Origin of the sequence: Streptomyces cathayae, assembly GCF_029760955.1 — a bacterium.
GTDB lineage: Bacteria > Actinomycetota > Actinomycetes > Streptomycetales > Streptomycetaceae > Streptomyces > Streptomyces cathayae.
In genome coordinates, this window is sequence record NZ_CP121682.1 from 3,651,989 (window position 1) to 3,677,487 (window position 25,499).

21 protein-coding genes and 3 pseudogenes are annotated in these 25,499 nt (G+C 65.5%); 9 read left to right on the forward strand and 15 right to left on the reverse strand.

Going from position 1 to position 25,499, the window contains the following annotated elements; genetic code table 11:
• Window positions 1–83 precede the first annotated feature (83 nt).
• Complete coding sequence (locus PYS65_RS16500) at window positions 84–941, forward strand: hypothetical protein (protein ID WP_279334712.1); 858 nt, start codon at window positions 84–86, stop codon at window positions 939–941.
• Here the strand turns inward: PYS65_RS16500 and PYS65_RS16505 are convergent.
• The 5 genes from PYS65_RS16505 to PYS65_RS16525 all read right to left on the reverse strand — a co-directional run bounded on the left by PYS65_RS16505 (window position 929) and on the right by PYS65_RS16525 (window position 4,125).
• Complete coding sequence (locus tag PYS65_RS16505) at window positions 929–1,786, reverse strand: aldo/keto reductase (protein WP_279334713.1); 858 nt, start codon at window positions 1,784–1,786, stop codon at window positions 929–931. The genes PYS65_RS16500 and PYS65_RS16505 overlap by 13 nt on opposite strands.
• Window positions 1,720–2,916, reverse strand: a complete 1,197-nt coding sequence (locus PYS65_RS16510; protein ID WP_279334714.1) for a JmjC domain-containing protein — start codon at window positions 2,914–2,916, stop codon at window positions 1,720–1,722. The genes PYS65_RS16505 and PYS65_RS16510 overlap by 67 nt, the downstream gene beginning before the upstream one ends.
• 85 nt (window positions 2,917–3,001) lie before the next feature.
• A complete protein-coding gene (locus PYS65_RS16515) occupies window positions 3,002–3,169 on the reverse strand; it encodes a hypothetical protein (RefSeq protein ID WP_167532506.1) in 168 nt (55 codons plus the stop codon).
• A 126-nt stretch (window positions 3,170–3,295) separates the two neighbouring features.
• Complete coding sequence (locus tag PYS65_RS16520; RefSeq protein WP_279334715.1) at window positions 3,296–3,589, reverse strand: hypothetical protein; 294 nt, start codon at window positions 3,587–3,589, stop codon at window positions 3,296–3,298.
• Window positions 3,590–3,633: 44 nt separating this feature from the next.
• Window positions 3,634–4,125: an ATP-binding protein gene (locus tag PYS65_RS16525; RefSeq protein ID WP_279334716.1), complete on the reverse strand. Its 492-nt coding sequence runs from the start codon at window positions 4,123–4,125 to the stop codon at window positions 3,634–3,636.
• Between the two features lie 252 nt (window positions 4,126–4,377).
• On the opposite strand from PYS65_RS16525, the gene PYS65_RS16530 reads away from it, so the two are divergent.
• From PYS65_RS16530 to PYS65_RS16540, 3 genes and pseudogenes are all read left to right on the forward strand, one after another.
• Window positions 4,378–5,721: an NsdA family TPR-like regulatory protein gene (locus PYS65_RS16530; protein WP_279334717.1), complete on the forward strand. Its 1,344-nt coding sequence runs from the start codon at window positions 4,378–4,380 to the stop codon at window positions 5,719–5,721.
• 73 nt (window positions 5,722–5,794) lie between these two features.
• Window positions 5,795–6,967, forward strand: coding sequence for a serine hydrolase domain-containing protein (locus PYS65_RS16535; protein WP_279334718.1), 1,173 nt, complete (start codon window positions 5,795–5,797; stop codon window positions 6,965–6,967).
• A gap of 54 nt (window positions 6,968–7,021) precedes the next feature.
• Window positions 7,022–7,278 (forward strand): annotated as a pseudogene (locus tag PYS65_RS16540) (transcriptional regulator); the annotation flags it as partial.
• On the opposite strand, the pseudogene PYS65_RS16545 reads toward PYS65_RS16540, so the two are convergent.
• Window positions 7,259–7,919 (reverse strand): annotated as a pseudogene (locus PYS65_RS16545) (HAD family hydrolase). The pseudogenes PYS65_RS16540 and PYS65_RS16545 overlap by 20 nt on opposite strands.
• 231 nt (window positions 7,920–8,150) lie before the next feature.
• Between PYS65_RS16545 and PYS65_RS16550 the strand changes: the two are divergent.
• A complete protein-coding gene (locus tag PYS65_RS16550) occupies window positions 8,151–11,228 on the forward strand; it encodes a hypothetical protein (RefSeq protein ID WP_279334719.1) in 3,078 nt (1,025 codons plus the stop codon).
• Window positions 11,229–11,704: 476 nt separating this feature from the next.
• Here the strand turns inward: PYS65_RS16550 and PYS65_RS16555 are convergent.
• The 3 genes and pseudogenes from PYS65_RS16555 to PYS65_RS16565 all read right to left on the reverse strand — a co-directional run.
• A pseudogene (locus PYS65_RS16555) lies at window positions 11,705–11,971 on the reverse strand (site-specific integrase); the annotation flags it as partial.
• A 222-nt stretch (window positions 11,972–12,193) separates the two neighbouring features.
• On the reverse strand, window positions 12,194–12,631 hold the full coding sequence (locus PYS65_RS16560) for an ATP-binding protein (protein ID WP_279334721.1): 438 nt from the start codon (window positions 12,629–12,631) through the stop codon (window positions 12,194–12,196).
• Between the two features lie 278 nt (window positions 12,632–12,909).
• On the reverse strand, window positions 12,910–13,650 hold the full coding sequence (locus PYS65_RS16565; RefSeq protein WP_112467178.1) for a GntR family transcriptional regulator: 741 nt from the start codon (window positions 13,648–13,650) through the stop codon (window positions 12,910–12,912).
• Window positions 13,651–13,735: 85 nt separating this feature from the next.
• On the opposite strand from PYS65_RS16565, the gene PYS65_RS16570 reads away from it, so the two are divergent.
• Together PYS65_RS16570 and PYS65_RS16575 are read left to right on the forward strand one after the other, a co-directional pair.
• On the forward strand, window positions 13,736–14,824 hold the full coding sequence (locus tag PYS65_RS16570) for a DUF1152 domain-containing protein (protein ID WP_279334722.1): 1,089 nt from the start codon (window positions 13,736–13,738) through the stop codon (window positions 14,822–14,824).
• On the forward strand, window positions 14,821–15,063 hold the full coding sequence (locus PYS65_RS16575; protein WP_279334723.1) for a hypothetical protein: 243 nt from the start codon (window positions 14,821–14,823) through the stop codon (window positions 15,061–15,063). Before PYS65_RS16570 ends, PYS65_RS16575 begins: the two co-directional genes overlap by 4 nt.
• 16 nt (window positions 15,064–15,079) lie before the next feature.
• Here PYS65_RS16575 and PYS65_RS16580 read toward each other — a convergent pair whose 3' ends face one another.
• Window positions 15,080–15,829 (reverse strand): transposase family protein, encoded by a 750-nt coding sequence (locus PYS65_RS16580; RefSeq protein WP_279331645.1) that lies wholly within the window; start codon window positions 15,827–15,829, stop codon window positions 15,080–15,082.
• A gap of 494 nt (window positions 15,830–16,323) precedes the next feature.
• Entirely contained in the window at window positions 16,324–19,968 is a 3,645-nt protein-coding gene (locus tag PYS65_RS16585) for an NACHT domain-containing protein (protein ID WP_423836096.1), read from the reverse strand.
• 691 nt (window positions 19,969–20,659) lie between these two features.
• On the opposite strand from PYS65_RS16585, the gene PYS65_RS16590 reads away from it, so the two are divergent.
• Entirely contained in the window at window positions 20,660–20,992 is a 333-nt protein-coding gene (locus PYS65_RS16590; RefSeq protein WP_279334725.1) for a hypothetical protein, read from the forward strand.
• A gap of 163 nt (window positions 20,993–21,155) precedes the next feature.
• Here the strand turns inward: PYS65_RS16590 and PYS65_RS16595 are convergent, their stop codons facing one another.
• Window positions 21,156–21,416 carry a hypothetical protein gene (locus PYS65_RS16595; RefSeq protein ID WP_279334726.1) on the reverse strand — a complete coding sequence of 87 codons (261 nt, stop codon included), beginning with the start codon at window positions 21,414–21,416 and terminating at the stop codon, window positions 21,156–21,158.
• Between the two features lie 612 nt (window positions 21,417–22,028).
• On the opposite strand from PYS65_RS16595, the gene PYS65_RS16600 reads away from it, so the two are divergent.
• The gene (locus PYS65_RS16600; RefSeq protein ID WP_279333271.1) at window positions 22,029–23,093 is read left to right on the forward strand and encodes an IS110 family RNA-guided transposase; all 1,065 of its coding nucleotides are present in this window, start codon (window positions 22,029–22,031) and stop codon (window positions 23,091–23,093) included.
• A 135-nt stretch (window positions 23,094–23,228) separates the two neighbouring features.
• Here PYS65_RS16600 and PYS65_RS16605 read toward each other — a convergent pair whose 3' ends face one another.
• The 3 genes from PYS65_RS16605 to PYS65_RS16615 all read right to left on the reverse strand — a co-directional run bounded on the left by PYS65_RS16605 (window position 23,229) and on the right by PYS65_RS16615 (window position 25,433).
• Entirely contained in the window at window positions 23,229–23,591 is a 363-nt protein-coding gene (locus PYS65_RS16605) for a hypothetical protein (RefSeq protein ID WP_279334727.1), read from the reverse strand.
• 356 nt (window positions 23,592–23,947) lie between these two features.
• Window positions 23,948–24,841, reverse strand: coding sequence for a prohibitin family protein (locus tag PYS65_RS16610; RefSeq protein ID WP_279334728.1), 894 nt, complete (start codon window positions 24,839–24,841; stop codon window positions 23,948–23,950).
• Window positions 24,842–25,043: 202 nt separating this feature from the next.
• Window positions 25,044–25,433, reverse strand: coding sequence for an ArsR/SmtB family transcription factor (locus tag PYS65_RS16615; RefSeq protein WP_279334729.1), 390 nt, complete (start codon window positions 25,431–25,433; stop codon window positions 25,044–25,046).
• Window positions 25,434–25,499: the final 66 nt, after the last annotated feature.

A 25,499-nucleotide genomic window follows, 5' to 3' on the forward strand; every position in this document is an offset into this window, starting at 1 on the left:
GTGCTGGATGGATGTAGCTGACGGTTGCCGCCGGTTCCTCGTGTCGGACTGTCTCCCGCCGCCCCGCTGCTACGGTCGCGTGCATGACGCTCTCGGTCTCCACGGGTCAGGCTGTTGACCTACGGGTGCAGCCGGTTGACGAGGTTCTTGATCGCGTCGCGCGGTCTCTCCAGGTGCGCCTGCTCCCGGATACGGTGGTGCGCAAACGCCGGTCTGTGGGAGCCCGGACAGACCGCGATACCTGGGTCCGGGTCGAGCGGCGCTCGCCCGACAAGATCGCCGATCAAGGGTGGAACGGCACCGAGTGTGCCGCCCGTCTGGAAGGCGTCGCCCAGCCGACATGGCAGGGATGTGTGGTCTGGCGGGACGCGGATGGACCGGTGATGTGGCGGGCCGACGAAACCAGCCTCCTGCCGGCCGCTCCCGTCGGAAGCGCCGTCTTGAGCGAAGCCCCGGAACTGCCGGATGAGTGGTGGGAGGCGTTGAACGCCTCGCTGGACGCGCTGGCGGCTCATAGGACGAGGCGGACCGCCACACCGGACACCGACACCATCACCCAGGAACTGGTCACCGAGTCCATTCGCGGTGTCTTCCCCGGCGACTTCGATACGACCGTCCAGCAATGGGTGCCGGCCCATGCGGACCTGAACTGGGCCAACCTGACTGCTCCGGTGTTCAACCTCTTCGACTGGGAGGACTGGGGAAACGCACCGCAGGGGCTGGACTCCGCATCACTTTGGGTGAGTTCGCTTGCCGTCCCCGCTCTGGCCGATCGCGTACGGCAGGAGCGCCGGCGCGACTTCGAGAGCCGGGACGGCAAGCTGATGACGTTGTTCGTCTGCTCGAAGATCCTCGGACCGTACGCGCATCCGGAGGACCCTCGGTTGGAACCCGCGCGACGCATGGCCGAGCAGGTCATCGAGGAGCTTCAGGCGGGCTGACCCTGCGAGCGGTCACGAAGGAGTCTCCGGTACTCCTGGATGATCCGCTCCTCGACCTCGCCGGTCAGGGCGTCGACGAGCTCACCCAGATGAGCGGGTTCGTCGGCGCCCACCGCAACGGCGCCAACCCGCGGGAGGTGATAGGCCGCCCGAAAGGCTGCCTGCACGCGGGAGAGCCGACTGCTGTCCCGTAGGAAGACGCGTGGGTCGATCCTGGCCCACACCGGGGCGCTGGTGCTGCCTCCGAAGGGGCTCATCCCCCACACCGCACCGTCGCCCAGGTCCCATGCTTTGATGAGGGCGTCCGCGGCATCGAGCGTTCTGACTCCGACCAGCAGGCCGGCGCGGACCATGAGGACCGACGGCCTCGGTGCGGTCGGGTCGATCAGGTTCAGCAGCGGTGACGGGTCCCAGGACGCGACGCCCCAGGCGGCGCACAGCCCTTTCGCCGCAGCGTCGTCGAGGGCGGTGCACGCCTGCGCCAGCACGTCCCGGCCATGCGGGGCGCCCTCACGGAGCGAGTGTTCTGGGTTGTGCAGGAACAGCAGGTCGGGCTCCCGCCCGAGCTCCTCGGCCGCCTGTTCCACAGCCGCGTGCAGCCGTACGGGATCCAGGCAGTGCTCCCCGCCGTTCCGCCCCGGGAAGTATCCGACCTTCGTGGAGACCGTGAACTTCGGCAGCAGATCACCGGCTGTCCGCGCCAGGATCCGATGCGAGCGGAAGCCGAGGTAGTTGGTGCTGGTGTCGAGTGCGGTGACACCGAGATCAAGCGCTCCGGTCAGGAGACGGCGTTCGTGACGAGACCGGTGTAGCCCGAGGACAACTCGGGTGTCAGCACCGCGCACAGCTCCTCCTTCACCAGGATCTCGGCCAGCTCCGTTACCTCGGCCCCGACGACGGCCGCGGCCCGCTCCAGCGGGACCGGCCTGCCGCTCAGCAGCGTCCGCAGTGCGGGCAGGGCCTTGGCCGTGAGGGTGAGCTTCTTCCCTGCGGCCACCACGTCGACGGTCGCCCCGTTCTCCAAGACCCGGGGAGGGAAGTGGGTGGTGCACACCACGCCGTCGAGCGGCCCGAGGACGTCGAGGAACGGCACGTGGCGCGGCAGCGCCGTCTCCTGCTCGTGCGCGGCCAGGAAGTCGGCTGGAGACCGTTCGCCGACCAGCATTGCGGCGGCCTTGGTCAGAGCCTCGCTGTCGGGCTCATGCCAGCGGTCCAGGTCGTGCCGGAAGATCTCGTTTTCGCGGCACCAGTCGGCCAGCCAGGCGAGCCAGCTCGCTCCCGTGCGTTTGGTGATGCCGAACGTGACGTGAAGGCTCTTTCCCGAGCCGCTGCCGGTCCGGGTCGCCTGATGCCAGTGCCCTCGGGGGATGTGCATGACGTCGCCGGCCTTCAGGAGGCCGGACCAGATGCTCTCGTCACTCGGGGTGTTGTTGGGGTCCGAGTCCCGGTACATGGGGACCTTGCGCGAGGTCGAGCGCACCTCCCACTCCTTCTCGCCCGCGAGCTGCACGATCACGACATCGTGGTCGTCCCAGTGCAGGGGGAAGCCGTCGGCGTCGTTCGTCGTCAGGTACGCGTTGACCTGCACGCGCTCATGGGACCACCACTGCAGCGCCCGGCACGCGACCTCCATCGTCGGATCGAAGACGTTGGCCTGGTCGAGGATGAGCGTCGCACCTTCCCGCAGGAGCCTTCCGAGGCTGCGCATGTTGACCATGGGGATGCTCTGGCCCCGGGGGCTGACGCTGTCGGTGTAGTAGACGGCCGGGTGCACCTCCTCGCCCTTCTGGAAGCACCGGAACTGCGGGCGGTTGAGGCTCCTGCGCATCGCGATGTCGAGCAGGCGGTTCGGAGTCAGAAGGCGGGAGACGAGTGCGGGGTCGTCCATGCTCCCCCGTACGAAGCTCTTGCCCAGCTCCTCCGCTCCGCTCCACCCGAGCGCTGTCTCGATAGCGCTGATCAATCGATGTTCCATCGCTGCGTCCTCCATGGGTTCGACCACGTGATGCGGGCACGGTGGGGCCGGCACGGCCAGTCGTGCCGGCCCCACCGCTTGGTGCCTACTCGCTGTCGTGCAGGTTGCCGTCGCCGCCCGGCCACGGCGCGTCGCCGGAACTTCCGGCGTTGTCGGACCGGAGGCTGTCGTACCGGTCGTGGACGGCGGTCAGCTCTTCCACCGCCATCAGGAGGCCGCTCCGGGCCGGAGGCGGTGTCGTGCGCTCTGCCACCTCGTACTCCTTCCTCTTCGGTTCTCCCGCCAGGGCTCCGGCGGGAGGTAGTGGCCGCCCCACGGCCGTGGGAGAAGTGGATTTCCGTGGGGCGGCGGTCATTGGGTGACGCGATGAGCCGCAGCGCTACACCGGCGGCCGGGCAGCCCGGCTGGTCATCGGCAGGACGTCCGCGTCCTGGCGCATGCTGACCTCCAGGACGCGCTGGTCCAGTTCGTACAGACACGCGCGGCAGGCGTAGAGGGCCGCGTGCATACCGCTCGACCGGACGGGACCGATCCACGTCACCTCGACGTCGTCACGTCCGCACCACAGCCAGCACTCACCACGCGAGTGCCATTCATGGCGGTCCCACAGGGCGTAAGCAGTGGGCTCCCCTGTGACGGGGTCGATGTCGCGGCGGGTGGGCCGGAACACCACATCAGGACCAGAAGGCGGAGCCGCTCGTACTGCGTGCCGTCCCATCACGCGACTGCCAGAACGAGCGACTTGGACTCGGCTACGACTCCACGCTTCGGCCGCAACGCGAATAACTTGCGCAGAACGGCAGCTCGGATGGCAGGCGCCGCCGTAGGAAGCACGATCTCCGCCCATACGCGCTTCCCATGGTCGGAGGGCTCCCAGGTACACCGCGCCGCGAGAAGGCCGACCAGCACCAGGCCGCGCCCGCTCTCGTCGTCGGCCTGAGCACAACCCATCTGCGGGGCGGATGGGTTGCCGTCAAGGACGTCGATCACCAAGCGACCGGGCCGGTGGTACAACGTGACGGTGACCGGCCCCGCCCCATGGACTACGGCGTTGGTGATGAGCTCGGAGGCGACGAGGCGAACGGCGTCAGCTGCCTCCTCATCCATCGGCACACCCCACGTGCGCACTTTGTCGACGACTACGCGCCGGGCGAGGGGCACTTCCCTTTCCGTACCCGCGAGGACGAACCGATGGACGAGCGTGGGCATGGCGGACGCCTCCGAAGAGCTGGAGAGCGGCTCCATCCCTGACAGGGACACGGGAATGGAGCCGCCGATCTGAGGAGCCGTTACGAGAGCGAGCACCCTGGGCGTGCTCCATGGACGGCTGATACTCAGTCAACGGCGCCAGCACGCACGTCGGAACGTTTCTAGGGGGTTTCTCCTGGGGCGCCCTCCCCAGACACGGACACGAGAAGTAACCTTCCAACTACGCCGTGGGGGGATGACGGGAGTGATGACGTGCCTGGTGAGCCGTTAGCAGTTCATCCGCTGAGCTTCGTCCTCCAGACGCGCGGGTGGGGGAAGGCCGAATTCGCCCGGCTCATGCAGAAGCACGGGAGGTCGCTCGGGACCCCCCTGGCGACCAACCGGACGACCGTATGGAAGTGGGAGCAGGGACAGGAGCCGGATGCGGATGCCCAGCGTGTCCTCGCCGACCTGCTGCGCGTCCCGGACGAACAGGTGCGCGCGGAAGGATGGCCCCGGTGGCTCCCGGTCTGGGAGGTGACGGGGCTCACCGCTCCGTGGACCGAGGCCGGTACGGTCGAGGCACTGTCCGATCTGGTGGGGAGTGGCCGCATGGACCGCCGGGGCTTTCTCACCATCACCGGCGCCGCCTTGACGGGGCTCGCGGCGAGCTGGGTGGACGCACCCTCCGCCTTCGCCTCGGCGCTCAACGGTGACCGGGTCACGGACACGATGGTCTCGACGATCGAGCAGCGTATCTGCACCCTCCGCACGCTCGACGACCAGCTCGGAGGCGCCCGGCTTCTGGAGCAGGCACGCGGTGATCTCGCTCTGGTCACCGGTCTCCTCAGCGGTGGGCGGTACACCGACAGGGTCCGCCTCCGCCTGTACGCGCTGGCGGCCCGAGTGTCGCACCTGACCGGCTGGATGGCCTACGACGCCGGCCTGCGATCCGCCGGCCAGCGCTACTACGTCGGCGCCCTGCGCAGCGCCCGTACCGCCGGGGACGACGCCTTCGGCGCCTTCATCCTCGCGGAGATGGGAGTGCACGTCTCCGAGGCCGGACGCACCGCCGAGCGGGTCGACCTCATCTCGACCGCCATCGACAACGCTCCCCGTTCGCTGTCGTCCTGCACCCAGTCCTTCCTCTACCTGCACAAGGCCGAGGCGCTGTCACGCGACGGCTACCACCGCAAGGCCGGAACGGCACTGAACCGCGCCACTTCCCTCTGGGAGCGTGATGCGGCGGAGGAGAACCCGGACTGGCTCGACTGGTTCGGCGAGGCGCAGTTGAGGTCGACCGAGGGCAAGGTCCTGTTGCGCTCCGGGCAGGTGGAGCGCGCGACGAGTTCCCTGCAGACCTCCGTGGAAAGCGCGGCTCCCCGGGACAAGGCCGTACGGTCTAGCCGCCTGGCTGAGGCACGGCTCGTCGGCGGTGACCTGGAGGGAGCGCTGGACGCCGCGAACTACGGCGCCGGACTCCTGGAGGACAGTGTCAGCTCCGTACGGGCTCTGGACCGCCTGAAGGAGTTCTCTGCGCGGCTCGAACCGCACAAGTCCGCCCCTTCTGTCCGCGAGTTCCGCGAGCGCCTACAGGAACTGCCCGTTGCCGTCTGACAGGCACCGCCTTGGACGCCGAGGACGAGCCCGCCTCGCCGGGGAGAGCGGCCGAACTGCCAGGATGAATGGCATGACGACGATCGGCGGTGAGGTGGCACCCGGGTTCGAACCGGTGCGTGAGGCATTCGCGGCGAACTTCGCCCAACATGGGGACATCGGTGCGGCGGTATGCGTGTACCAGTACGGCCAGCCGGTGGTGGACCTGTGGGGCGGCGTCGCCGACCCCGAAACCGGTCGTCCGTGGACACGGGACACGCTGCAACTGGTCTACTCGGCGACCAAGGGAGCGACCGCAACCGCGGCGCACATGCTGGCCCAACGCGGCGCACTGGACCTGGACGCGCCGGTGGCGAAGTACTGGCCGGAGTTCGCCGCGAACGGCAAGGCGGACATCCCGGTGCGCTGGCTCCTGTCCCACCAAGCCGGCTTGGTCGCGCTGGATCAACCAGTGCCGCTGAAGGAGGCGTTGGCCTGGCATCCGATGGCGGCCGCACTGGCCGTCCAGCGCCCTCTTTGGGCTCCGGGCACGGCGCACGGGTACCACGGACGGACCTGGGGCTGGCTGATCGGCGAAGTGATCCGCCGCGTGTCCGGCCGCACACCGGGCCGCTTCTTCGCCGCCGAGATCGCGGCCTCCCTCGGGCTGGACTTCTTCATCGGCTTGCCGGCAAGCGAGCGCGACCGGGTCAGCCGCATGGTGTACCGGCGGCCGGATGTCGACCTCACCACCATGCCCGCCGAGTCGCTTCCGGAGGAACTCCGCGAACAGGTCGCCGCCTGGCGCGACCCGAACTCATTCAGCAACAGGGCGTACGCGGTCACCGACCCCGCCGAGATCGACTTCGACTCACCGGAGGTGCAGGCCGTGGAACTCCCGGCCTCCAATGGCATCGGCACCGCGCGCGCACTTGGGCGCATGTACGCCGCGCTGATCGGCGAGGTGGACGGCGTTCGCCTGCTCACCCCGGAAACCCTGGCGTCAGCGACCAGAGAGCAGGTCGGCGGGAAAGATCAGGTGATGCTGATCCCAAGCCGATTCAGCACCGGCTACATGCTGCCCACCAAGGCCAACCCCATGACCGGCCCGAACGCCTTCGGCCACACGGGCCGAGGCGGCTCACTCGGCTTCGCCGACCCGGAGCACGGCATCGCCTTTGGCTACGTGATGAACCACATCATCGGGGGGCCCGATGATGTGCGTGCGACCTCGTTGGCCGACGCGGTGCGAAGGTCACTGGTGTAACTGGTCGAGGTACACGCCGCAAGACCGCAGTACCGTCCAGCTGACTGCCTGCCACCCGAGTCGGGCAAGCAGCGCACTGTCGTCCTCGGCGACCTAGCCGCGGTCGAAGCCGCGATGGAAGGCCGGAGGAAGTGTGCCGCTACGCCATCCAGGCCCTCGATCAACTGATGATCACCTGGTACGCCACCGGCATGGAACGCGTCCGCGAGGTCCGCCGCACGCTCGCTCCGTGGCAGAACGAGCAGTGCGTGCGGGACCTCGATGATCGTCTCTACGACTGGGGTACGACGGTCAGCGCCCTTCAGCGTTGAACTTGACGATCTTCTCCGGCAGCTCCGCGAGTGAGTCGATGCGCATCGTCGTGATCGCGTCCGCGTCCGGGTCACGCTGCTGGATCGTGCCCCAGGGCCCACGCCGGATCAGGGCGGTCAGAAGACCGGCCTGCACGGCCGGGCGGATGTCGTTGTCGAGCCGGTCACCGACGTACAGGATTTCCCCCGGCTCGGCAGGCGCCGCCTCGATGACGTGCTCGAAGAACCTCACGTCCGGCTTCGACGCCCCCCCAATCGTCACTGGTGGCGATCATGTCGGACGGAAGGTCCAGCCCCCGCAGCAAGCCGCCAGCCCGGACGGTCTGGTTCCCGGCGATACCCACCCACAGCCCCGCCTCGCGCAGCGCGGCCAGCGTCGGTCGAACGTCCGGGTACAGGTCCCCCTCGCCGAACCACTCCGGTTGCCCGGCAGCCGCGCGCTTCTCCCGCTCTTCGGTCAGGTCGAACCCGGGCCGGAACTCCTGGAAGGTCTCCCGGTAGTCGCGCCCCTGCGCGATGACGGCGCCGAACATGGCCGCGAAGGTGTGCCGCGGCACCCCCAGCCAGTCCGCCCACGTCCCGTACTCCCGGGTCTCGTCAACGAGGCACTCACCGACATCGAACACCACCGCACGAATCATGTTCCGCAGGTTAGACGGTTCAGCACAACGGGCGAAGCGGGTCTCTCGGACAGCAACGGTCTCGACCGCCTGGCGGGAAACGCTGGCCTCGGAAGGTCAAGGCCTCGAATACACCAAAGTGTTGGACGCCGGCAGCAGAACCCGTCCGATCCGTTGGGCCCTCCAAGTCGCACTTCACATGTTGTGCGATCGCATGGAGGGGTCCATCCTCAATTCACTTGCCTTGCCCGCATGTTGTCGTACGTCTGCTTCGGAGGATTGAAGGTGCCGCAGATCGACACCCGTCTCGTCCAGACCGCAGTCATCGGGGGACGGGACTCGGACCAGCCCGTCATCCTCCCCGAGGAACCGCACAACCTGGACGAGTTCCGTCGTCAGTTCGGCACTGACCGTTTCTGGTGCGGCACGCTCCTCGGCGGCTGCGGGGAAAAGCTGATGACCAAGCGGTACGAGACCAAGGTCTGTCACTTCTCCCACTACCCGGACCGCCGCGGAGACCGCGCGGTATGCCACCGCACCGCCAACGGCGTGGACAGCGCCGATCACCTGTTCATCAAGGTGCATGTGACCCGGTGGCTGGCGAACCAGGGGCACGCGGCTCAGGCCGAGTTGCGCAGCCTCGGGCACGGCCCGGGCGACGCAGTGGACTTCTGGCTACGCGCCACGGAACAGCACCTTCGGTTCGAACTGCATCCGGAGGACTACCGGAGCTGGCGCAAGGCCGCGGACAGTCTGGGGGCCAAGGAAGGTCATATTGAGTGGGTCTTCGGGCCCGACGGTGTGATCACTCGCGACATGGTGGCCCGCCAGGGTTACGCCCTGCGTGTGCGGTGCGAGACGAAGGGTAATGACCGTCGCGTTCTCATCGGCACCGCGACCGAGAACCGTACTGTCGCGTGGGCGCCTCTTGAGCAGTGCCGGATGACCAACAGCGGCCTCGTGACACCTGCCCTTGAGGAACTGCGTGCCGAGGGAATCATCCGCGAGGGCGGCATGCGCATGGACCCGCTCCCGGGCAGCCTGCCGTTGCGCGGCACCGAGATCGTTTTCGCGGTGGACACGGAAACCGCGCCCCCGGCAACGTCGCCGTTCGCCGTGCCCGGCCGGCATCTGGTGTCGGGCTTCGTCAAGCCGGCGGGGAGCCGCATCATCCGGGCCCACCTGTCGCTGCCCGAAAAGATCCCGGTTCCCACAGAACAGTACGTTTACCAGTTGTCGGGCGCGGTGCGGCTGCTGATTACGGACCCTGATGAAGGAAACGGCTCATCGTGGGCGGTCCGTGCAGACAGTCTTGTGCAGCTCAACGGTCTGGACGCAGAACGCACCGGCCTGTGGCGCCCCAGCGTGGCCCTTGACGAGCAACTCGACACAGCACCTCGCTCATCACCTGTTCGCACCGAGACCACGCCTGCTGAGCCCATACGCAGCAGGGTGGCGACCGTGCTCCGACAGGCACTGGAACGAGTGGCTCGAGAAGGCACCACGACCACATGGCACGAGCTCGCCCGCCGAACTGGGCTCGACCTCGCTCACCTGCCGGACCCCAAACGTCGAGACCTGCTGGTCGCGGTGGACAAGCCACTGAGCCCCGACCGGCCGCTGCTGTGCGTCCTGATCGTCGCCAGCTCCGGGCGCCCTCTTCCTTACCTGGGCACCGTCCTGCGGTTGCTCGGAGCCGCTGCTCCGGCCTCGGAGACTGCTCTGCGCCGGTGGGGTGAGGCCGCGATCAGGAAAGCGCATGAGGCGTATGGCCACAAGCCAGCGCCCGTACCGACGCCTTCCGCGGCATCACCCACCGAGGCAGTTACCGACACAAAGGAGGCAACCCGGCACTCCGACTCTGTCGAGGCATCCCGACAGTTGGTGGTCATACGGGCGAGGCTGCGAGAAGCGGGAGCTGTGCTCCTCCGATCAAGCGGCCGTCGCGCCACTCGCTTGGCGCAAGCCATCGCACAAGGCGAGGCGCACGCCTGGCAGTATCGCGACGCCCGTCGTGAGAGCCGCACTCTCCGTTCCTGGCTGAAGGCCAGTGACCCCGTCCTGAATGAACTCGACCGCCTGATCGGCCGCCCGATCACGCCCCTGGAGCCAGCCAGCCGACCTGCCGACAGCAGGAATTCGATACAGCAGCATTTCAAGGCCCGTGGCGGAGGACCGAACGACTCCACGGCGGTCGGCCAAGGAGAGCACGATCGGCGGATCGAGGCGGCGCGGAGTGTCGCCCGCATCTCGGAGCTCTTCGTGACAGCGAGGATTGCCAGCGATCTGGCAGAGGCAGTAAAGCTTCGGCAAGAGGCGGAGAGGATCAGCGACCACGAGCTCACGGGAGAGGTGCGAGAGCGTCTCCACCGTCTGCGTGCTGACATGCGGGAGTGGATCAGCACCCGTGAATCCGAGCAGGCTCACGACGCGGTGCCCGCCGAAGACTCGACGGAAGCGACACAGCTCGCCGCTTTTGCCGAGGCACGGGCCGAATTCGAGTGGCTCGTCCAGGAGATCGGCGCCGCCCAGGAAGCCGGAGATCTGGCGGCAGTAGAGACGGCCCGACGCCTGGCGGGCCCGGTCTACGCACGACGACTGTCACCGACCGGCCGGGAGAAGTACACGCCCTTCATGCGTGAAGTGAAGGCGTGGTGCCATGAGCGGGACCCGAAGAAACAAGTGGACCCGCCTCTTCGGAAGATTCGCCAGCTACTCGCCGAGCTGGGCCGCACCCGTGAGACCCGATCCGCGGATGAATTCGCTGACACACTCGACGAGATCGTGAGGCTCCGCCGCCAACTGGCCCAACCGCTACCCCCTGCGGAGGACAGGGAAGTGAAACGCTGGCGACGCCGGTTGAAAGACCACAGGCCCGTCGAGCACGAGCGTTCCGCGCCGGCGGAAACAACCGCACCGCGGAACGCGTCCCCCCGGCAGAGGGACGGCACAGCCGACCCACGGCATGCTGATCGCCTCCCGATTGAGACCATCGACAAACTCGCAGCCGCTGTCCGCGAGATCCTCGCGGACGCCGCCTGTAGCGGCGGCAGACTCTTGACGTGGAGAGATCTCCGTCTGCGGATGGGCGGCGGCCTGCCTCACCTGCACCCCGATGACCAAGGCGAGTTGCTCGTGGCCGTGGACCGGGAAACACCGGCCGACGAACCTTTGCTGTCCACACTGATCACCAGCACGGACGCTTCACTGCATTGGCTCTACCGCCACGTTCGCTTCAGCCTCGGCCGCGAACGCATCCCGGCTTCGGAGCTTGAAGCCCACTGGGCGACCGAAGTATTGCGGCTGCGGCAAATCTGGCGTTACCGATAGTGAGTGGATCCGCCGAGATCGCGCTCGGTAGTCCGAACCCCGGTCGACACCCGATACCAAGTCTCCCTGCGATGAAAGGAGATACGTCAGCATGACGGACGAGCTGGTCGATCAAGGAGTACTGCCGTTCAATCAACGCAGACCAGCGATGCATGGCACTGGCTCATCCCTCGCCTCGGCATCGGGCAAGAAGTCTTCCGAATGATCGAGCCGCTGGGAGCCATTTGGGAGCCAACCCGCTCCCCGAGGCCCTCCGAGCCCGCCCGAGACCACGGCATCCCAACGCCCTGACCAGGAAAAACAGCAAACCGGCTGCTGTCGATCGCGCCCGAACCTCGTTCGGGACGAAGAGGTCGTGGGTTCAAATCCCGCCACCCCGACAGCCGAAACACCAGGTGAGGCACCTACTCAGTTGAGTAGGTGCCTCACCTGTTTCGTCTGCGTGCCCATCTGCGTGACCACCGGTTCCCGCGTGCCTACGGCCGCTGCGGATCAGCGCCGAAGATCCCGTCCACGACCACGGCGCCGGTCTGGATCACGGACCGGATCCGCTTCCGGTGGACCTCCTCGGTCACGGCCGTCCCGGAGTGCCCGACGAGCCGGGAGATCACTTCCAGCGGGACGCCACGATCAGAGGACAGCAGGAACACAAAGCTGCCCCGGAGCTCCCAGGGCGTCGGCCCGTCGACGTTGATCCCGTCGATGCCCTTGAGCGCCTGGCGGAAGGCGCGGCTGGCGTTGGCCCTTCTGCTCGGCCTTGGACGATCACGCCGTTCCGCTTCAGCAGCTCCAGCGCCCGGACGACGGTCGGGCGATGCGCCACTGAAGCGTCCGCGCAAGACGCACGCACTTCGGTGGCTCCACTTCATGTGCGATGAACGCCACCCATTGAGACCGGCCAAGTCAACTGGTCGACCAGACCAACAGCAGTTCTACCGCCCCAGCAGAAGAGGCAGGTCGTCCCATCACGCCGGCCAGGCATCAGCCACCACGAAGGAGACGACCGTCCCACCGAAGCAGCTGGGCCCGGAGTGCCAGGAATCGGCGATGGAGTCGACCAGGAGCAGCCCCCGCCCGTGGGCCTCGTCCGCCTCCGGGTGCCGCAGCCGCACACTCGTCGGGAAGCCCGGGTTGTGCACCTCGACGCGGAGCGCGCTTCCCTCGCGGTACCACTCGACCCGCACCAGCCAGGGGTCATCCGACCTCCCGTAGCGGATGGCGTTGGTCACCAGCTCCGAGATCATCAGTGTGCAGTCGTCGATGGAGCAGGCCGGGTTGTACGGGGCGATGAACTTCCGGAACCAGCGCCGGGCGCGGGGCACCGACTCGGGCTCCGGATGCAAGGTCATCGCTCCGAGCCGCGGTGAGTCCTCGCAGGGGTGACGGTCGATCGTGTAAGCCATGCGTGCTCACTCCTTGCCGCTGCCGTCGCAGTCGAGGCAGCGCCGCTTCGACGTGGCACGGCTACGGCCATTGGCCGTGGAGAGCGCCAGCGCCGTCCGGGAGCCGACGCGCTTCCACCCACGCCCCCGACACCCCCGGCAAGCTAACCGCGCACCTTGCTCCGGCTGCCGACTCGTCACGCCGCGCCCCCTTCCCATCCAAGTGGCCTTAGCCACTTCATGGATAGTGGCATTAGCCACTTCGGAAGCGCAAGCGGTTCGCCGCAACCGGCGAGCCGTCAGGTGAGCGGGTAACCCTGCTCGAACGCCCAGCGGTGCGGCGGGTAGGTGGCTTCGGCAAACTCCAGCGGCCGGTCCTGGAGGTCGAAGACGACGTGATGGACGATGAGCACCGCGGACCCCGGCTCCAACCGCAGGTCGGCCGCCTCCTCGTCCGTGGCGGCCCGAGCACACATACGGTCTTCCGCGTAACTTCCTTGACGCCCCGTCATCCGCTCGACGTACATGAGCGTCCCCTCCTGGATCCGCTCGGGATCCGTGAGCTTGGGCGCCCGCTGACCGACGTCCGGAGCAAACCACGAAGTGGACAGCGTGATCGGACCGCCCTGGTTGTTCGTCACCCGCCGGCGGTGCACGGCTCGACGATCCTTCACCAGACCCAAGGCCTCAGCGACGTAGTCCGGAGCCTCCAGCCACCCGGCCGACGTGATCACCGCGTACTCTCCGGGCGTATAGATCTTCCCGGTCTGCCGGGCACGCCCGTACAACTCCCTTGCCCTCCGGTTCACTTCGAGACTGCGCACGTACGTGCCCGAGCCCTGACGCTTCTCGACCAGGCCCTGATGACTCAGCGCCTCCAGCGACCGCGCGGCCGTGGGCCGGGACACCTTCCAGTCCGCGGCAAGCTGCCGCTCCGAGGGCACCTCGTCCCCCGGCCGCAGGTCACCACGAAGAATCTGATCACGGATGTAGTGGGCGATCTGGAGATACTTCGGCTGAGCCTCTTCAATCTGTGGCATCTCCCCTCCCTTCCCCGTCCAAGTGGCTATAGCCTTTGGCCACTATAGGGTGAGTGGCCAGCCGGCGAACCCGTACTCTGGCCGCATGACGCGGTTGATCGTCGCAGCAGGAGGAGGGGGCGACGCAGTCGCCGCCGCCATGCTTCACGCCGCCCTCTACGGCGACGAGGACCAGGCGGTGATCCTCACGTACGCCTGGGACCGCCTCTTGGTCGACCCGCTCCCAGGACCACGAGGAGCCGACAGCTTCACGGGACTCAAACCCCTCACTCAGTCTGTCTGGTCGATACCGGCCGAGGCCCAGCCGATCGCGCCGGCGGGCTCCACCCTCCCCCGACTCGCGGCAGAGCTCCCGCACACACTGGCCCTGCTCGACCCACACCACGGCGCCGAGGGCATCACCCGCCAGCTGGAAGAGCTGGTATCCCACCTGGCACCGGCATCGATCGATCTGCTGGACGTCGGCGGAGACATCCTCGCCCGAGGCGACGAGCCCACGCTCAAGAGCCCACTCGCCGACGCCCTCACACTCGCCGCCTGCTGCCAGGCCAACGCCCCGATCCGATTGTTGGTCGCAGGACCGGGACTGGACGGCGAAATCTCTCCCGATGACCTGCGCCCCCTGCTCGGCACCCTCGTGCGCACCTTCACGGCCAAGGACGTGGAGGCGATCGGCAGCATCCTGGAGTGGCACCCCTCAGAGGCAACCGCCATGCTCGCCGCAACAGCCCGAGGAGCCCGCGGCATCTGCGAGGTGCGCGACGCCGGCCTTCCCGTGCCCCTCACCGACGAGGGACCCACGGTCCACGAAGTCGACCTGGACGACGCGGTGAGCCGCAACAAACTGGCCCGCGCCATCATGACGACCGCCGCCCTGGACGAGGCCGAGGCATACAGCCGCGAGATCTGCGGCTTCTCGGAGATCGACTACGAACGCAACAAGGCAGCCTGGCTCAAGGCCCAACCGCCAGTCCCCCTCACCCCCGAAGACGTCCTGTCCCAGCTCCATCGGTTCCAGGCAGACGCCCGCACCCGCGGCATCACCCACACCACGTTCCGCCACATCACCGAGGCACTGAACCTCAACGGCTCCCAGCGCGACGAGCTACGCCGGCTTCTCATCCACAGCCGACCGCACCAGTACGACGCTCCGCTGTGGAACATCAGCGCATGAGCGCGTTCGTAAGCGACCCGGGCCTGGACGGCGTCCGGGACGCAGCAGGCCACGGCACAGAAGTCGACGTAGCCGTACACCTTCACGACGGCACGGTGAGGCTCGCGATCCTCTGGACACAAGAGATCCTGCTGAGCGCCGACGACGCCGACCAGGTGGCCCAGGCACTCCAACGCGCCGCAGAACAGGGACGCAGGATCACAGTAGCCAGACCACCGAACAGGCCAACCAGCGCCTGAATCCCACTGAGGGTTTTCAGCAGTGTCGCTCCAGGGTGAGGACGGCCTTGGTGATTGACGTCATGCGATTTGGGCTGCATCGGGCTCTGCGGAAGATTCGCCAGGATTTCAGGCGGGCGATTCCTCGTTCGACGGGTACGCGGGCGGCGGACAAGGCCCGGTTGACCGTCTGCTCGGTCGGGGTGAGTTCGCCCTGGGGCGGCCGGCGTTTGGGGGTGGTGACCCACTCGCCCGCGCCGATGTAGGCCATGTCGGCGAGGACGGGGACGCCCTGGCGCCCGCAGATTCTGATGATCTTGTGGGTGCGGGCGGCGGTCAGGTCGTGCGTCCGGCCGGGCAGGGCGGGTGAGAGCCACAGCGTGCGACCGGCCGGATCCGCGATGACCTGCACGTTCACGCCGTGCCGCTTGTGCTTCGTCGAATAGTCCGCGCGTCCGTCGCCGACCCGGTCGCACTCGGCGAGCGTGCCGTCCAGGAGAACGTAGTCGGGGTCTGTCTCGCGTAGGACCTTCAGCAGGCCCGGCGCTTTGGCGGCCAGGTGCTCGACGACCGTGGTGACGTAGGCGTGGGCGGTGCCGACGGAAATACGGAAACCCGCGGCGAGTTGAGCCAGGGGGTCGTGCCGGCGCAGGTATGCCAGAGCGATCACCGCACGCTCGGACGGCCGGAGTTTGCAGCGTCGGTCACCCTCACGGGTGACGATCAGCATCGTCACCCACTCCACGAGTGCGTGCGGCAGGTCGAGTGCGGCAGGATACGGGATCAACAGGGCTCCTGAGCTGGAGAGTTGAGACCTAGACATCTCTCTTAACGGCACGGGAGCCCTGTCCGTTGCCTACGGTCCCGCCGTCACCCGTCCGGGGGCCACCCTGAAAACCCTCACTGAGTTACAACCTTCTTTACGGGTTCAAGTGCGGCTCGCTCCGCTCACCGCGCGCGGCCCGGCCCCCGGCCGGGCCTGCGCTCATGTCTCCGCCCCGCTCCAGCCCGGCCGGCGCCCGGGCCGCGCGCACAGCAATCAGCCGCCGAGGCCAGAGAAGGGGTACGTCGTGGCTGGGGCGGTCGGCTCCGCGGCTTTACGGAGCCACTTTGGCGCGAGCCTCGAAGATCATGGCCCCAACGTCGTGCTTTACCGGGCAGGTCCACAGACTGCCCGACGCGCCGGCAGCTTACGGGGCCATGATCACTCGCGCCAAAGCAGCTCCAGCCCAAAGCCGCTCCACCGCCCGCACGGGGCGTAGTCACGTAGGGTCAAAAATCTCATTCAAACACACCACCTGCCAACCGAACGGAAGCGATCTCTGAATCATCCAAGCCGCAGAGACTGTTGAATAGAGCACCCCGAAGATGAGGGTTAAACATCTCCCTGGATAGCAGTTTGCCGGAACTGACAGCAAAAATGGATAGTTCCCCCGAAGAGCAACTCACCATTACCTTTGACCCATCGGGCGATACACCCACACTCATAAACTCACTACCCAGTGTGACCTTCCAGATTCTCTCCCACCTCTCGCCACCTGTATCCCAGAGAGAGACAATCCGCCCATCGCCGAGAACAATCGAATCGCGGTTGGGGACGAAAGTACTGATGCTCGTCTTCGCTAGATCGGCAAGCGCCGGCTCCGCCGCAGCTCGCTGGAAAGAAGCGAACACCCCCTTTTTAGTCATGAAGACACTTTCTTCGTTTGCGAAAATTTGCGGAATCGGGTGCCTATCCTCAGAGATGGAGTCTCTGGTGCCCAACGATAGCGAATCAACCTCAACCCAGTCCCCAGATTCGCAAGAAATAGAAAACAACTTCGACCAAGAATCAGATCTGGCCCAAACGCGAATTTCGGAGTCCATGATGTAATAGGTGAAGCTGTCGGCGCCCTCTGGTCGGCAACGAGGGATCGACTTCAGGGGCGATGCGTCTTCGGCATCAACAACCTTCCAGTCGAAGGCCCTACCCTCGACATCCACCACATAAGCCTTTCGCCCACCCCATACAATTTTTTGGACCACAGAAACAGGAAGCTGCTTGAGCAATTGACCTTGCGGTGAATAGATGAGGGTCGCACCGGCACTACTATATCCCCAACTTCCTCTTTCGAAGGAGTCGAAAACCGACCCAACGCGCCACCATTTTCCACGCGACCGGTTGGACTCCGAGTCAAGAGCAAACTCAGATCGAGGTCCGGCAAGCTCTCCCGTAGGCCAATGAACGACACGCTCGCCGACCGTGCGTCTATCTTCTAGGCTCCTCACTACAAGCGCAGTAACGGAACCGTCTTCATGGACGACTGCCATACGTGGCTGAACCGCACTATCAAGAATTTTGGTCCCCTGTAGGGCTGCACCGAGGAACGTCGCTCCAGTTTTATCCAGTGCCGCGAGGTTGGCGTTTTTCAGCGAAGCTTCACGCAGATCTGCGGAAGCCAATGACATCAGAGGCTGCGGCATATCTTCGGTACGAAAACCTGCGAGATCGCAACCCCTAAGATCGGCATTAGCTAGAGTCCCATTCATGTATCCCAAAATGTTGGCGCAGTTGCCACCGAGCACGCCGGCGTCTGTCAGCCCCCGGGTAGACTGCACGTGCTCAATGAGCTTCTCACGCACTGTTGGGTGCTCAGATAGCATCGACGCTAGGAAGTCGTACACAACCGGGTTGAACTCCAGGGACCCAAAAGTCTCTACGAGTCGCTCTACCGGCTCCGAGGTAAATTCCCTCAGAGGTGGAAGTGATCCTTCTTGATCCCTAGATGCAAAATAGGAAGACCATGAATAGACGGCCTCGTTACTCTGACCTGCTGCGGGAATTAGCGCCAAGTAGTCACCCGCTAGGAGCCCAAGTTCAGCAGTGATCTTGTAAGCTGCTAGAAACTCCAGGAGGGACTTATGCGAGGGGCCGTAGTCTCCGTTGGCGTTCCTGACCAACATTCCCTGGCTGCGCATGTCTTGCTCCCAAAAGTCTAGATCCCTTCGACTCTCGACAACTGGCCCAAAGCAGGCGCGGAGTTTACTCGGAAAGTCCCGATAGTTGAGGCTGAGATTGTTAGTGCTGAGCATTTCCCAGGCAACTTCACTGAGGAAAAAGAGCTTATCTGCTCTAGATGTAAATGTGCGCTCAGAACTAACGTCTCGATCCATTTTGCGCTGAACGGCATACAGGTAGATGCGGGTGAGATCCATCGGGGCTCCCCGTTCAATTTCCGGGAGAGCATCAATCACCAGCTCAGACATGACTGGCCGCCGCATAAGATCTCGCACATCCTCGTTCGCCATGACCAAATCGACCTTGTCAGTGCTCAGTACGTTTCCGAGCATCATCTTGATCTGTTCGTCATCGAAGGGAACAAGTTCCACGATTTCAAAAGTAGGGCCGTCCGTTGGCCGGTTAGACGCTGAAGCAGAAACACGGGCCTCGAATAGGGCTCGGGCTTCCTTGGATTCCGGGAAATGCTCGGTGCGGCTACTCAACAACACCTTCGCGCCAGGCTCCACCGCTTTGGCCAACTCCCAGAAGTTGGCGACCATGACATTCCGGTCAATGCGAGATGCCATTTCGTCGAAACCATCGAAGATCAGCAGCAGCCTTCCCATCCTGTTCAGGATTCGAAAGGCATCATAGCTCCGCAATCCGGTTTGGTGTTTATTGAAAAAGAATTCTGAGATGAGTGCGGCAACAGATGTCTGTTTAGCATAGTCACGGAGAGGGATAACCAAGGGGACGCGAGGCCGCGGAAGCCCTTGCGCCTTAGCGTCCTTCCAGGCATGTGCCATTTTACTTGCGAAGTGCAATGAGAACCACGATTTACCCATCCCAAACTCTCCCAGTAGGGACAGATGCTTTTTGGTCGGGTCCGTCAGCCACGCCTCGACGTATTTGTCAAGTCCTCCCTTTCTCCAGTCATAATTGCTCATATCCAGCGGCTTATCAGTAGCTGGATCTATCTCCTCTTTCCGGCACGATAGAGGAACGTAGCGGGTGTCAATTTTCCGCGACGCAACTGTTTCAAGAAGCGACTCAATATACGGCTCGAAATTGACCTCCAAGTCGATTAGCTCATCGAACGAGAAACATGAGAACCTGTCCTCCGACGCTTCTGCCTTGCGGCGGGCAGCCTCACTTACTCGGAGTTGCGCTACACCCCATCCCTCAGCAGCGGCTTCGTCGTCAATCAGCCTGTCGAGTTCCTCTAGGTGATGAAGCCCAAGCTCGCCTTCAACGCAGAGGACACATACTCGATCAAAACGCCCTGGCCGACGCGTAGGTACGTTAACAATGAGGGCCGAGCTGCCCGGGCGGCTTGAGCAAGACTTGTCGATCGTATAGCCAACAGCCGAGAACCAAGCAGATGCGTCCGCCATTAGCCGTTCCGCTGGGCTGGACTTAGCGCGCCCTGGTTCCTCTGCAAGTCGGAGTTCCTCCTCATCGTTACGAGTCTTCAGAACCTGCTCAAGCATCTCCCTGACATCGTCCACTTTGTTCTCTACCCGTGTCTCGTATGCAACACGGCTACGGCTTACTAGTTCTTGAAACTTGGAAATAAACGAATCTACAGTCCTATCAATGTCGACGCCAAAGTGGCCAAATTCCGAGGTTTCGCGGTTTCTCTCTACGGCTAGATCGATTTCCCGTCGAAGGTGCACCCAGTCGTCAGAGTCGAATGATCTCTGGAAGGCTCGCTGGACGTACTCGTCGTGGAAAAGTGCCAATACCGGGACTGGTTGCCCATAAAGCTGCTCCACCAGTGCGTAAGCGTAAAGGCTCTCAAAATCCCGTGGGGGCTGATGCGGATCAAGGTGCAGCTTTTTCAAAGTGGCAACTACAGCGGTCCGACGCATGACTGCACTCTTGACAGGCTCTGCCACGGCCTTTCCGAGGATTCCGCAAGCAGTTGCGATGATCTCAAGCGCCATTCGCTACCCTCAACTCCTCTTTAGTGCACAGAAGCTGACAGTGTATCGGGCTGGAGCCATAGTGCGTCGAGAAACGGCGGGTTCTGAGCAAGATCGACTCCGCACGTCGTGCGCGCTCGGGCGGTGAGTGTCTAATTGCGTGACAACACCAGCGAACAATGGCGGACGAGCGTGAACGTCTGCGGACCATCAGCGCAGGTGAAAGGCACACCGGCCTGCGTCAGCACCGTCCCCGAAGTTGCTTCGGGGACGAAGAGGTCATCACACAAGGTGCGACCCATCGCATCCGCCGTCGAGACTTGCTCTGCTCGACGGCTGACAGCGTGGCTCAGGCCGGCAGGGGGTGCAGCGAGGCACACGCGCGCCTGACCGGTCGGCGAACCCGCCATCGTGGCTGACTGTCGTCAGCTGAGGTCCAGTCGGGTCGCATCGAGGGTGCCAGCCGTCCACTGAGTGCGGCAGAGTTGGGCCGTCTCTGGGCCGTCCGAGGCCGCTCGTCAGTGGCCAATGACGACCAACGACGACCACCAGGCGCACGAGCCCACCGCACCTGACCAGCAAAAACCCAGCTCACCAAGATCCCCGGCAAGACCCAGGGCAAGAAGACACCTGTGAGAGAAGAGCCTTGCCCACGTGTGGCCGCGCAGGTCACGAGCGGCTGTCCAACGGCACAGCGTGTGCATCATGAGGCATGGGGATTGATCTGGAGCTGCACTCATCACGGCCGGCACGCAAGAACTGGCGCGCGACACTCCTGCAGAGCTCCTACGGGCATGGCGACGCTCTGGCCGATGCCCTCGGCTCGCTTCAGCTCCTCGGAGTACCCGGGAGGCTCACTGCCGTCGATCTGTACGGGGATACGTTGATGAACGAGCAGGAGGCCGCAGCCGCCGTCCGCGAGATTCGCGATCTGAAGCAACGATGCGGTGACGAGCGTCAGCTCGCCGCATTGGACGACCTCGCAAGGATGCTGAGTGAGTGCGCAGCCACTCGAGGCAGTTACCTGTGGTTCGCGGGCGACTGAAGCTCACCTCATGCCTGCCGGAAAACTGTCTAACTGCGTGGCAACGCCGACGGACGGCGGCGGACGAGCGCGGACACCTGCGGACCATCGGAGCAGGTGAGAGGCACACCGACCTAAGTCAGACGCCTACCCAAGTTGCTTCGGGACGAAGAGGGCGTGGGTATCAGCGTAGAGGCTTCCTGCGCAGCTTGGGGAGGGGCTTGGCGGGACCGAACTGCCAGTCGAGACGGCTGCCAGGATTCTTCTCGATCTTCAGCATGACCGACTGGGAAGCGGAGAACTTGAGGACGAGTCCAGCGCGGAACCTTCCATCTGCTTGCCTGTCCCAGACAAGATCACTGTTTGTCCTGGCCCACACCGCCGCGTCCACGAACCGTGAGAGCAAGGGTGGTAGCTCGGCGTCCTTCTTCTTGTCCTCGTCCATCAACTCTTCCCCCACGCTTCTGAAAGATCGGCACCTTGACGATCTCAACGTTCGTACGTCTCTCGGCCTCCAGCTCCCGCTTCCTGGTCTCGGCCGCGCTCGCACTCTAGGACACGACAGACCGGACCCGCTGACGATTCGGGCAGTTCCGCTCTATCGTGGACTTGCCCACGTTGTCGACGAGTTGGCTGCCCTCCTGGTCGGCGAGCAGGAGCCTGATAGCGAGCCTCGCTGGGCCGTGACGACGGACAGCCCGATCGCGGTGTATTCGTCGACCCACAGCCCCCGCCACATCCGCTCGCCCTCGGTATCACACCAGGCCAAGCCCGGTCCCTCGCGGACGCGCTTAGCCGACGTGGTTGACATCCCCGGCTGACTGTGAGGATGTCGGTGGTGCTGCCCGAGGCGGTCTGACCCGCCGACTGACCGACGCACAGGCTGTCTTGTTGATGACATGTCGGCCGACTCGGGTGGCGCCGCCCTGCGCGCGGCCGGTCGGGCGTTTGTGACCTCATAGGAGCCCGGCCAAAGGTCCCATCACAGTCTTGTCCTCCCGCCCGACCGGCGCGTGCCATCCCTCATGCGTCGCACGGAAGGACAGCACTCATCAGCATGGCAGAAGAGACAACGGTGATCGGCGGCGTCGACACCCACACCGACTTCCACCAGGCCGCAGTGATCGACTCCATCGGCCGGCACCTGGCCACCGAGACATTTCCCACCACTCACGACGGCTACCGTCGGCTACTGCAGTGGCTTCGCTCGCACGGCGAGGTCATGGCCGTCGGTGTCGAGGGCACCGGCGCCTACGGCTCCGAACTTGCCCGGGTGCTGCGGGCGAACCAGGTCACCGTGATCGAGGTGGACCGCCCCGACCGACGAGCCCGCAGGGCCAATGGCAAGTCCGATCCCGTAGACGCCTTCGCCGCGGCGACAGCAGTACTCTCCGGCCGGGCTGGCGGGACCCCCAAGACCCGCGATGGCATCGTGGAGGCCATCCGCGCGTTGCGAGTGGTCCGCCGCTCGGCCGTCAAGGCCCGCACACAGATCATCAACCAGATCCGCACCCTCATCATCACCGCGCCGGGCGAAGTCCGTGAGCGGCTGCGCACACTGGCCCCCGCCGAGCTGATCAAGCAGCTGTCACGGTCCCGGCCCGGCGCGGACACCCGCGACCCGGCCTGCGCGGTCAGGATCGCCCTGCGGCGTCTGGCCCGCCGCCACCAGTACCTCACCGAGGAGATCGCCGACGCCGATGCCGAACTGAAGTCGCTGGTGGCCGAAGCAGCACCCTCGCTGGTCGCGCTGTCCGGAGTAGGCACCGAGACCGCCGCCCAGCTCCTGATCACCGCCGGCGACAACCCCGAGCGGCTCACCTCGGAAGCATCGTTCGCGCACCTGTGCGCGGCAGCCCCCGTCCAGGCCAGCTCGGGCCGCACCAACCGGCACCGCCTCAACCGCGGCGGCGACCGCCGGGCCAACCACGCACTCCACATGATCGCGCTGGTCCGCATGCGCTACGACCAGCGGACCCGGAACTACGTCGCCCGCCGCACCGCCGAAGGCATGTCCAAGAAGGATATCCTCCGCTGCCTCAAACGCTTCATCGCCCGCGAGGTCTACCAGCACCTCACCCGTCCCCACCACACACCGAAACCACTCACACAGAGCGCTTGACGGTCTATAGGAGCTTCATCAACGACGGCATACGTGTGTACCCCGGGGCGGCCACTCGTGGTCGTCCCGTCCTGGGAGTGCCCCGGGCTTACTGGCCGCAGATCGAACTCCTAAAGCGGGTGTCGAGGGCCGACGTCATTCCTCGCGGTGCTGAGCGAACACCTGCTGCTGCTCGTCCCGCCAGCTCCAGTTGGCCGGCCGGGAGAAGGGCAGGTTTCGGGCAAGGCCGGAGAACTGGTCGGATGGCTCCCGGCTGGCCTTGTTCACCACGATCGCCGAGAGCATCGGTGCTCGTCCGTCCTCGTTGCGGTGGAGGCAGACATCCTTGAGCAAGTAGGTCATGACTCCGCGGTGAGGCGGGATGGAGTCGAAGCCCTGCGCCGCCAACTCGGCGCTCAGCTCCCCGTACGTGATGGTCTGTCCCTGCCGGGCCCGCTTCCGCAGGATCTCCACGGCCGCTTCGACCGCTGCCGGGTACTCCGGATCCTTGATCCTCATTGCCCCTCCCCCATCGCGTGGACACTGCCCAGCCGACACATCGTACCGACCAGGCACCGCACCGTACTGCTGGAAGCGGTACAGCAGCGAAGTACAGCAACCTTCCTGACCTCAACCGACCATCAACGGCCGTCAGAGGCCTTCCGACCAGCCCACTGACCCTCGATAGGCTTTCAGCCAGTAGTTCGGGACGAAGAGGTCGTGGGTTCAAATACCCCGCCCCGGGTGAAGTAGCAGGTCGGCCGCCTGGTCATGTGAGTGGGCGGCCGACCTGCTTCGTCTGCGTGACTACCGCTTCCCGGGGAGAACGAGGGGGGCGGGCCCGGTCGTACCTCCCGTGCGGCCCGCAGGAGGGATCAGTTCCGGCGGCTGCCGTCCACGATGACCGGGGTGCCGTTGCCCGAGCCGCAGGGCACGGCGTAGACCGGGTTCTCCTTGGCCGCTTCCCTGTACGCGTCGATGCACTGGTTCGTCAGGACCTTGTCGGTCAGGGAGTCGTCGAGGATCTCGTTGGCGCGGGCGATGCCCTCGGCTTCGATCTTGCGGCGCTTGGCCTCCTCCTCCGCCGTGCGGGTCGCCTCGACGGCCCGCTCGGTGGCCTCCTTCTGCTGGATCTTGCGGTCGATCTGCTTCTGGAGGGAGTCCGAAGGCTTGACGTTGCGCAGGTTCACGGCGGTGATGTCGATGCCGCGGGGCGCGAGTCGTTCCTTGACCAACGTGCCGATCTCCGCGTTGATCTCCTCCCGGGCCGAGGCATAGCCCTGCTCGCTGGTGTAGCGGGCGAAGACGTTCCGGACGATCTCCCGGCTGTCCGGGTAGACCAGCCGCTGCTGGATGGCCTCCTCGCTCCCTGCCAGCCGGTACAGCTCCGCCGCCTTGCCCGGGGTGACCGCCCACTTCACGGTCACCTCCGTGTACATCACACCCCCCTGGGAGGACCGCACCTCGACGACGTCCTTGTCGGAGAGGTTGAGGTCGACCGGACGGGTCGAGAAGGGCGTGACATCGGTGAAGGGCGACTTCAGGTGCATCCCGGACGTCATCGGCGCACCCACCCGGCCGAACGTCACCGGCACCCCGACCTCGTAGGCGCTGACGACGTACACCGTGCTGGCCATGCCGGAGAGCACGCTGCCGAGCAGTGCGGCGCCGGCACCCAGCCGAAGCCGGAGCCGGAGCGAGCTCTGGGCACGGGCGGCGAAGAACATCACCCCGGCGGCGACGGCGAGCAGAATGGACAGTACGAGCACGGTGGCTCCCCCCTGAGAGATCCTGAGCAGCACCCCCCGGCACCGCTTGCCAGCGGAGGATATGACACCCGATGTGCGGGGAGAACAGCGGCCTTCACCCGCTCCGACGGCAGCGAGTGCCCTCACTCGCGCCGGACTCTTCAGGCCCGTCACCGGCATGGCGCCGCCGCCCGGAACGCCGGCCGCGCCCTTGCTCCGCGGGTCAGCCGGACGTGGGATCCTCCGCGCCGTCCGCGTCCGTGGCGTCGTTGAGTCCGAGGCGCAGGTGCTCGATGTGGTGGACGGCCTGGTCGAGGAGTTCGGCGACATGGTTGTCGTAGAGCGCGTAGATCACCGAACGGCCCTGGCGTCGGCCTACGACCAGGCCGAGGTTGCGCAGCAGCCGTAGCTGATGCGAGCAGGCGGACTGTTCCATGCCGACCTCGGCGGCGAGTTCGGTGGCGGCGCAGGGGCCTTCCCGCAGGCGGGAGAGGATCAGCAGGCGGGAGGGGGTGGCCAGGGCCTGGAGGGTGGTGGCCACCCGGGCAGCACTGTCCGCGTCCAGGCGGGTGCGCGGGACGGCGTCTTTGGCGGGAGCTGCTCCATGACCCATGTCGGCCATCATACAAGCGATACTTGAACATCTCTTCATATGTACCTGTATGGTGATTGCGTCGAT

Bases quoted from the DNA above. Each gene is read 5' to 3' on its own strand.
- PYS65_RS16500 (WP_279334712.1), top strand. From the start codon at position 84: ATGACGCTCTCGGTCTCCACGGGTCAGGCTGTTGACCTACGGGTGCAG.
- PYS65_RS16510 (WP_279334714.1), bottom strand. From the start codon at position 2,916: ATGGAACATCGATTGATCAGCGCTATCGAGACAGCGCTCGGGTGGAGC.
- PYS65_RS16525 (WP_279334716.1), bottom strand. From the start codon at position 4,125: ATGCCCACGCTCGTCCATCGGTTCGTCCTCGCGGGTACGGAAAGGGAA.
- PYS65_RS16535 (WP_279334718.1), top strand. From the start codon at position 5,795: ATGACGACGATCGGCGGTGAGGTGGCACCCGGGTTCGAACCGGTGCGT.
- PYS65_RS16550 (WP_279334719.1), top strand. From the start codon at position 8,151: ATGTTGTCGTACGTCTGCTTCGGAGGATTGAAGGTGCCGCAGATCGAC.
- PYS65_RS16560 (WP_279334721.1), bottom strand. From the start codon at position 12,631: ATGGCTTACACGATCGACCGTCACCCCTGCGAGGACTCACCGCGGCTC.
- PYS65_RS16565 (WP_112467178.1), bottom strand. From the start codon at position 13,650: ATGCCACAGATTGAAGAGGCTCAGCCGAAGTATCTCCAGATCGCCCAC.
- PYS65_RS16570 (WP_279334722.1), top strand. From the start codon at position 13,736: ATGACGCGGTTGATCGTCGCAGCAGGAGGAGGGGGCGACGCAGTCGCC.
- PYS65_RS16575 (WP_279334723.1), top strand. From the start codon at position 14,821: ATGAGCGCGTTCGTAAGCGACCCGGGCCTGGACGGCGTCCGGGACGCA.
- PYS65_RS16585 (WP_423836096.1), bottom strand. From the start codon at position 19,968: ATGGCGCTTGAGATCATCGCAACTGCTTGCGGAATCCTCGGAAAGGCC.
- PYS65_RS16590 (WP_279334725.1), top strand. From the start codon at position 20,660: ATGGGGATTGATCTGGAGCTGCACTCATCACGGCCGGCACGCAAGAAC.
- PYS65_RS16595 (WP_279334726.1), bottom strand. From the start codon at position 21,416: ATGGACGAGGACAAGAAGAAGGACGCCGAGCTACCACCCTTGCTCTCA.
- PYS65_RS16600 (WP_279333271.1), top strand. From the start codon at position 22,029: ATGGCAGAAGAGACAACGGTGATCGGCGGCGTCGACACCCACACCGAC.
- PYS65_RS16605 (WP_279334727.1), bottom strand. From the start codon at position 23,591: ATGAGGATCAAGGATCCGGAGTACCCGGCAGCGGTCGAAGCGGCCGTG.
- PYS65_RS16615 (WP_279334729.1), bottom strand. From the start codon at position 25,433: ATGGGTCATGGAGCAGCTCCCGCCAAAGACGCCGTCCCGCGCACCCGC.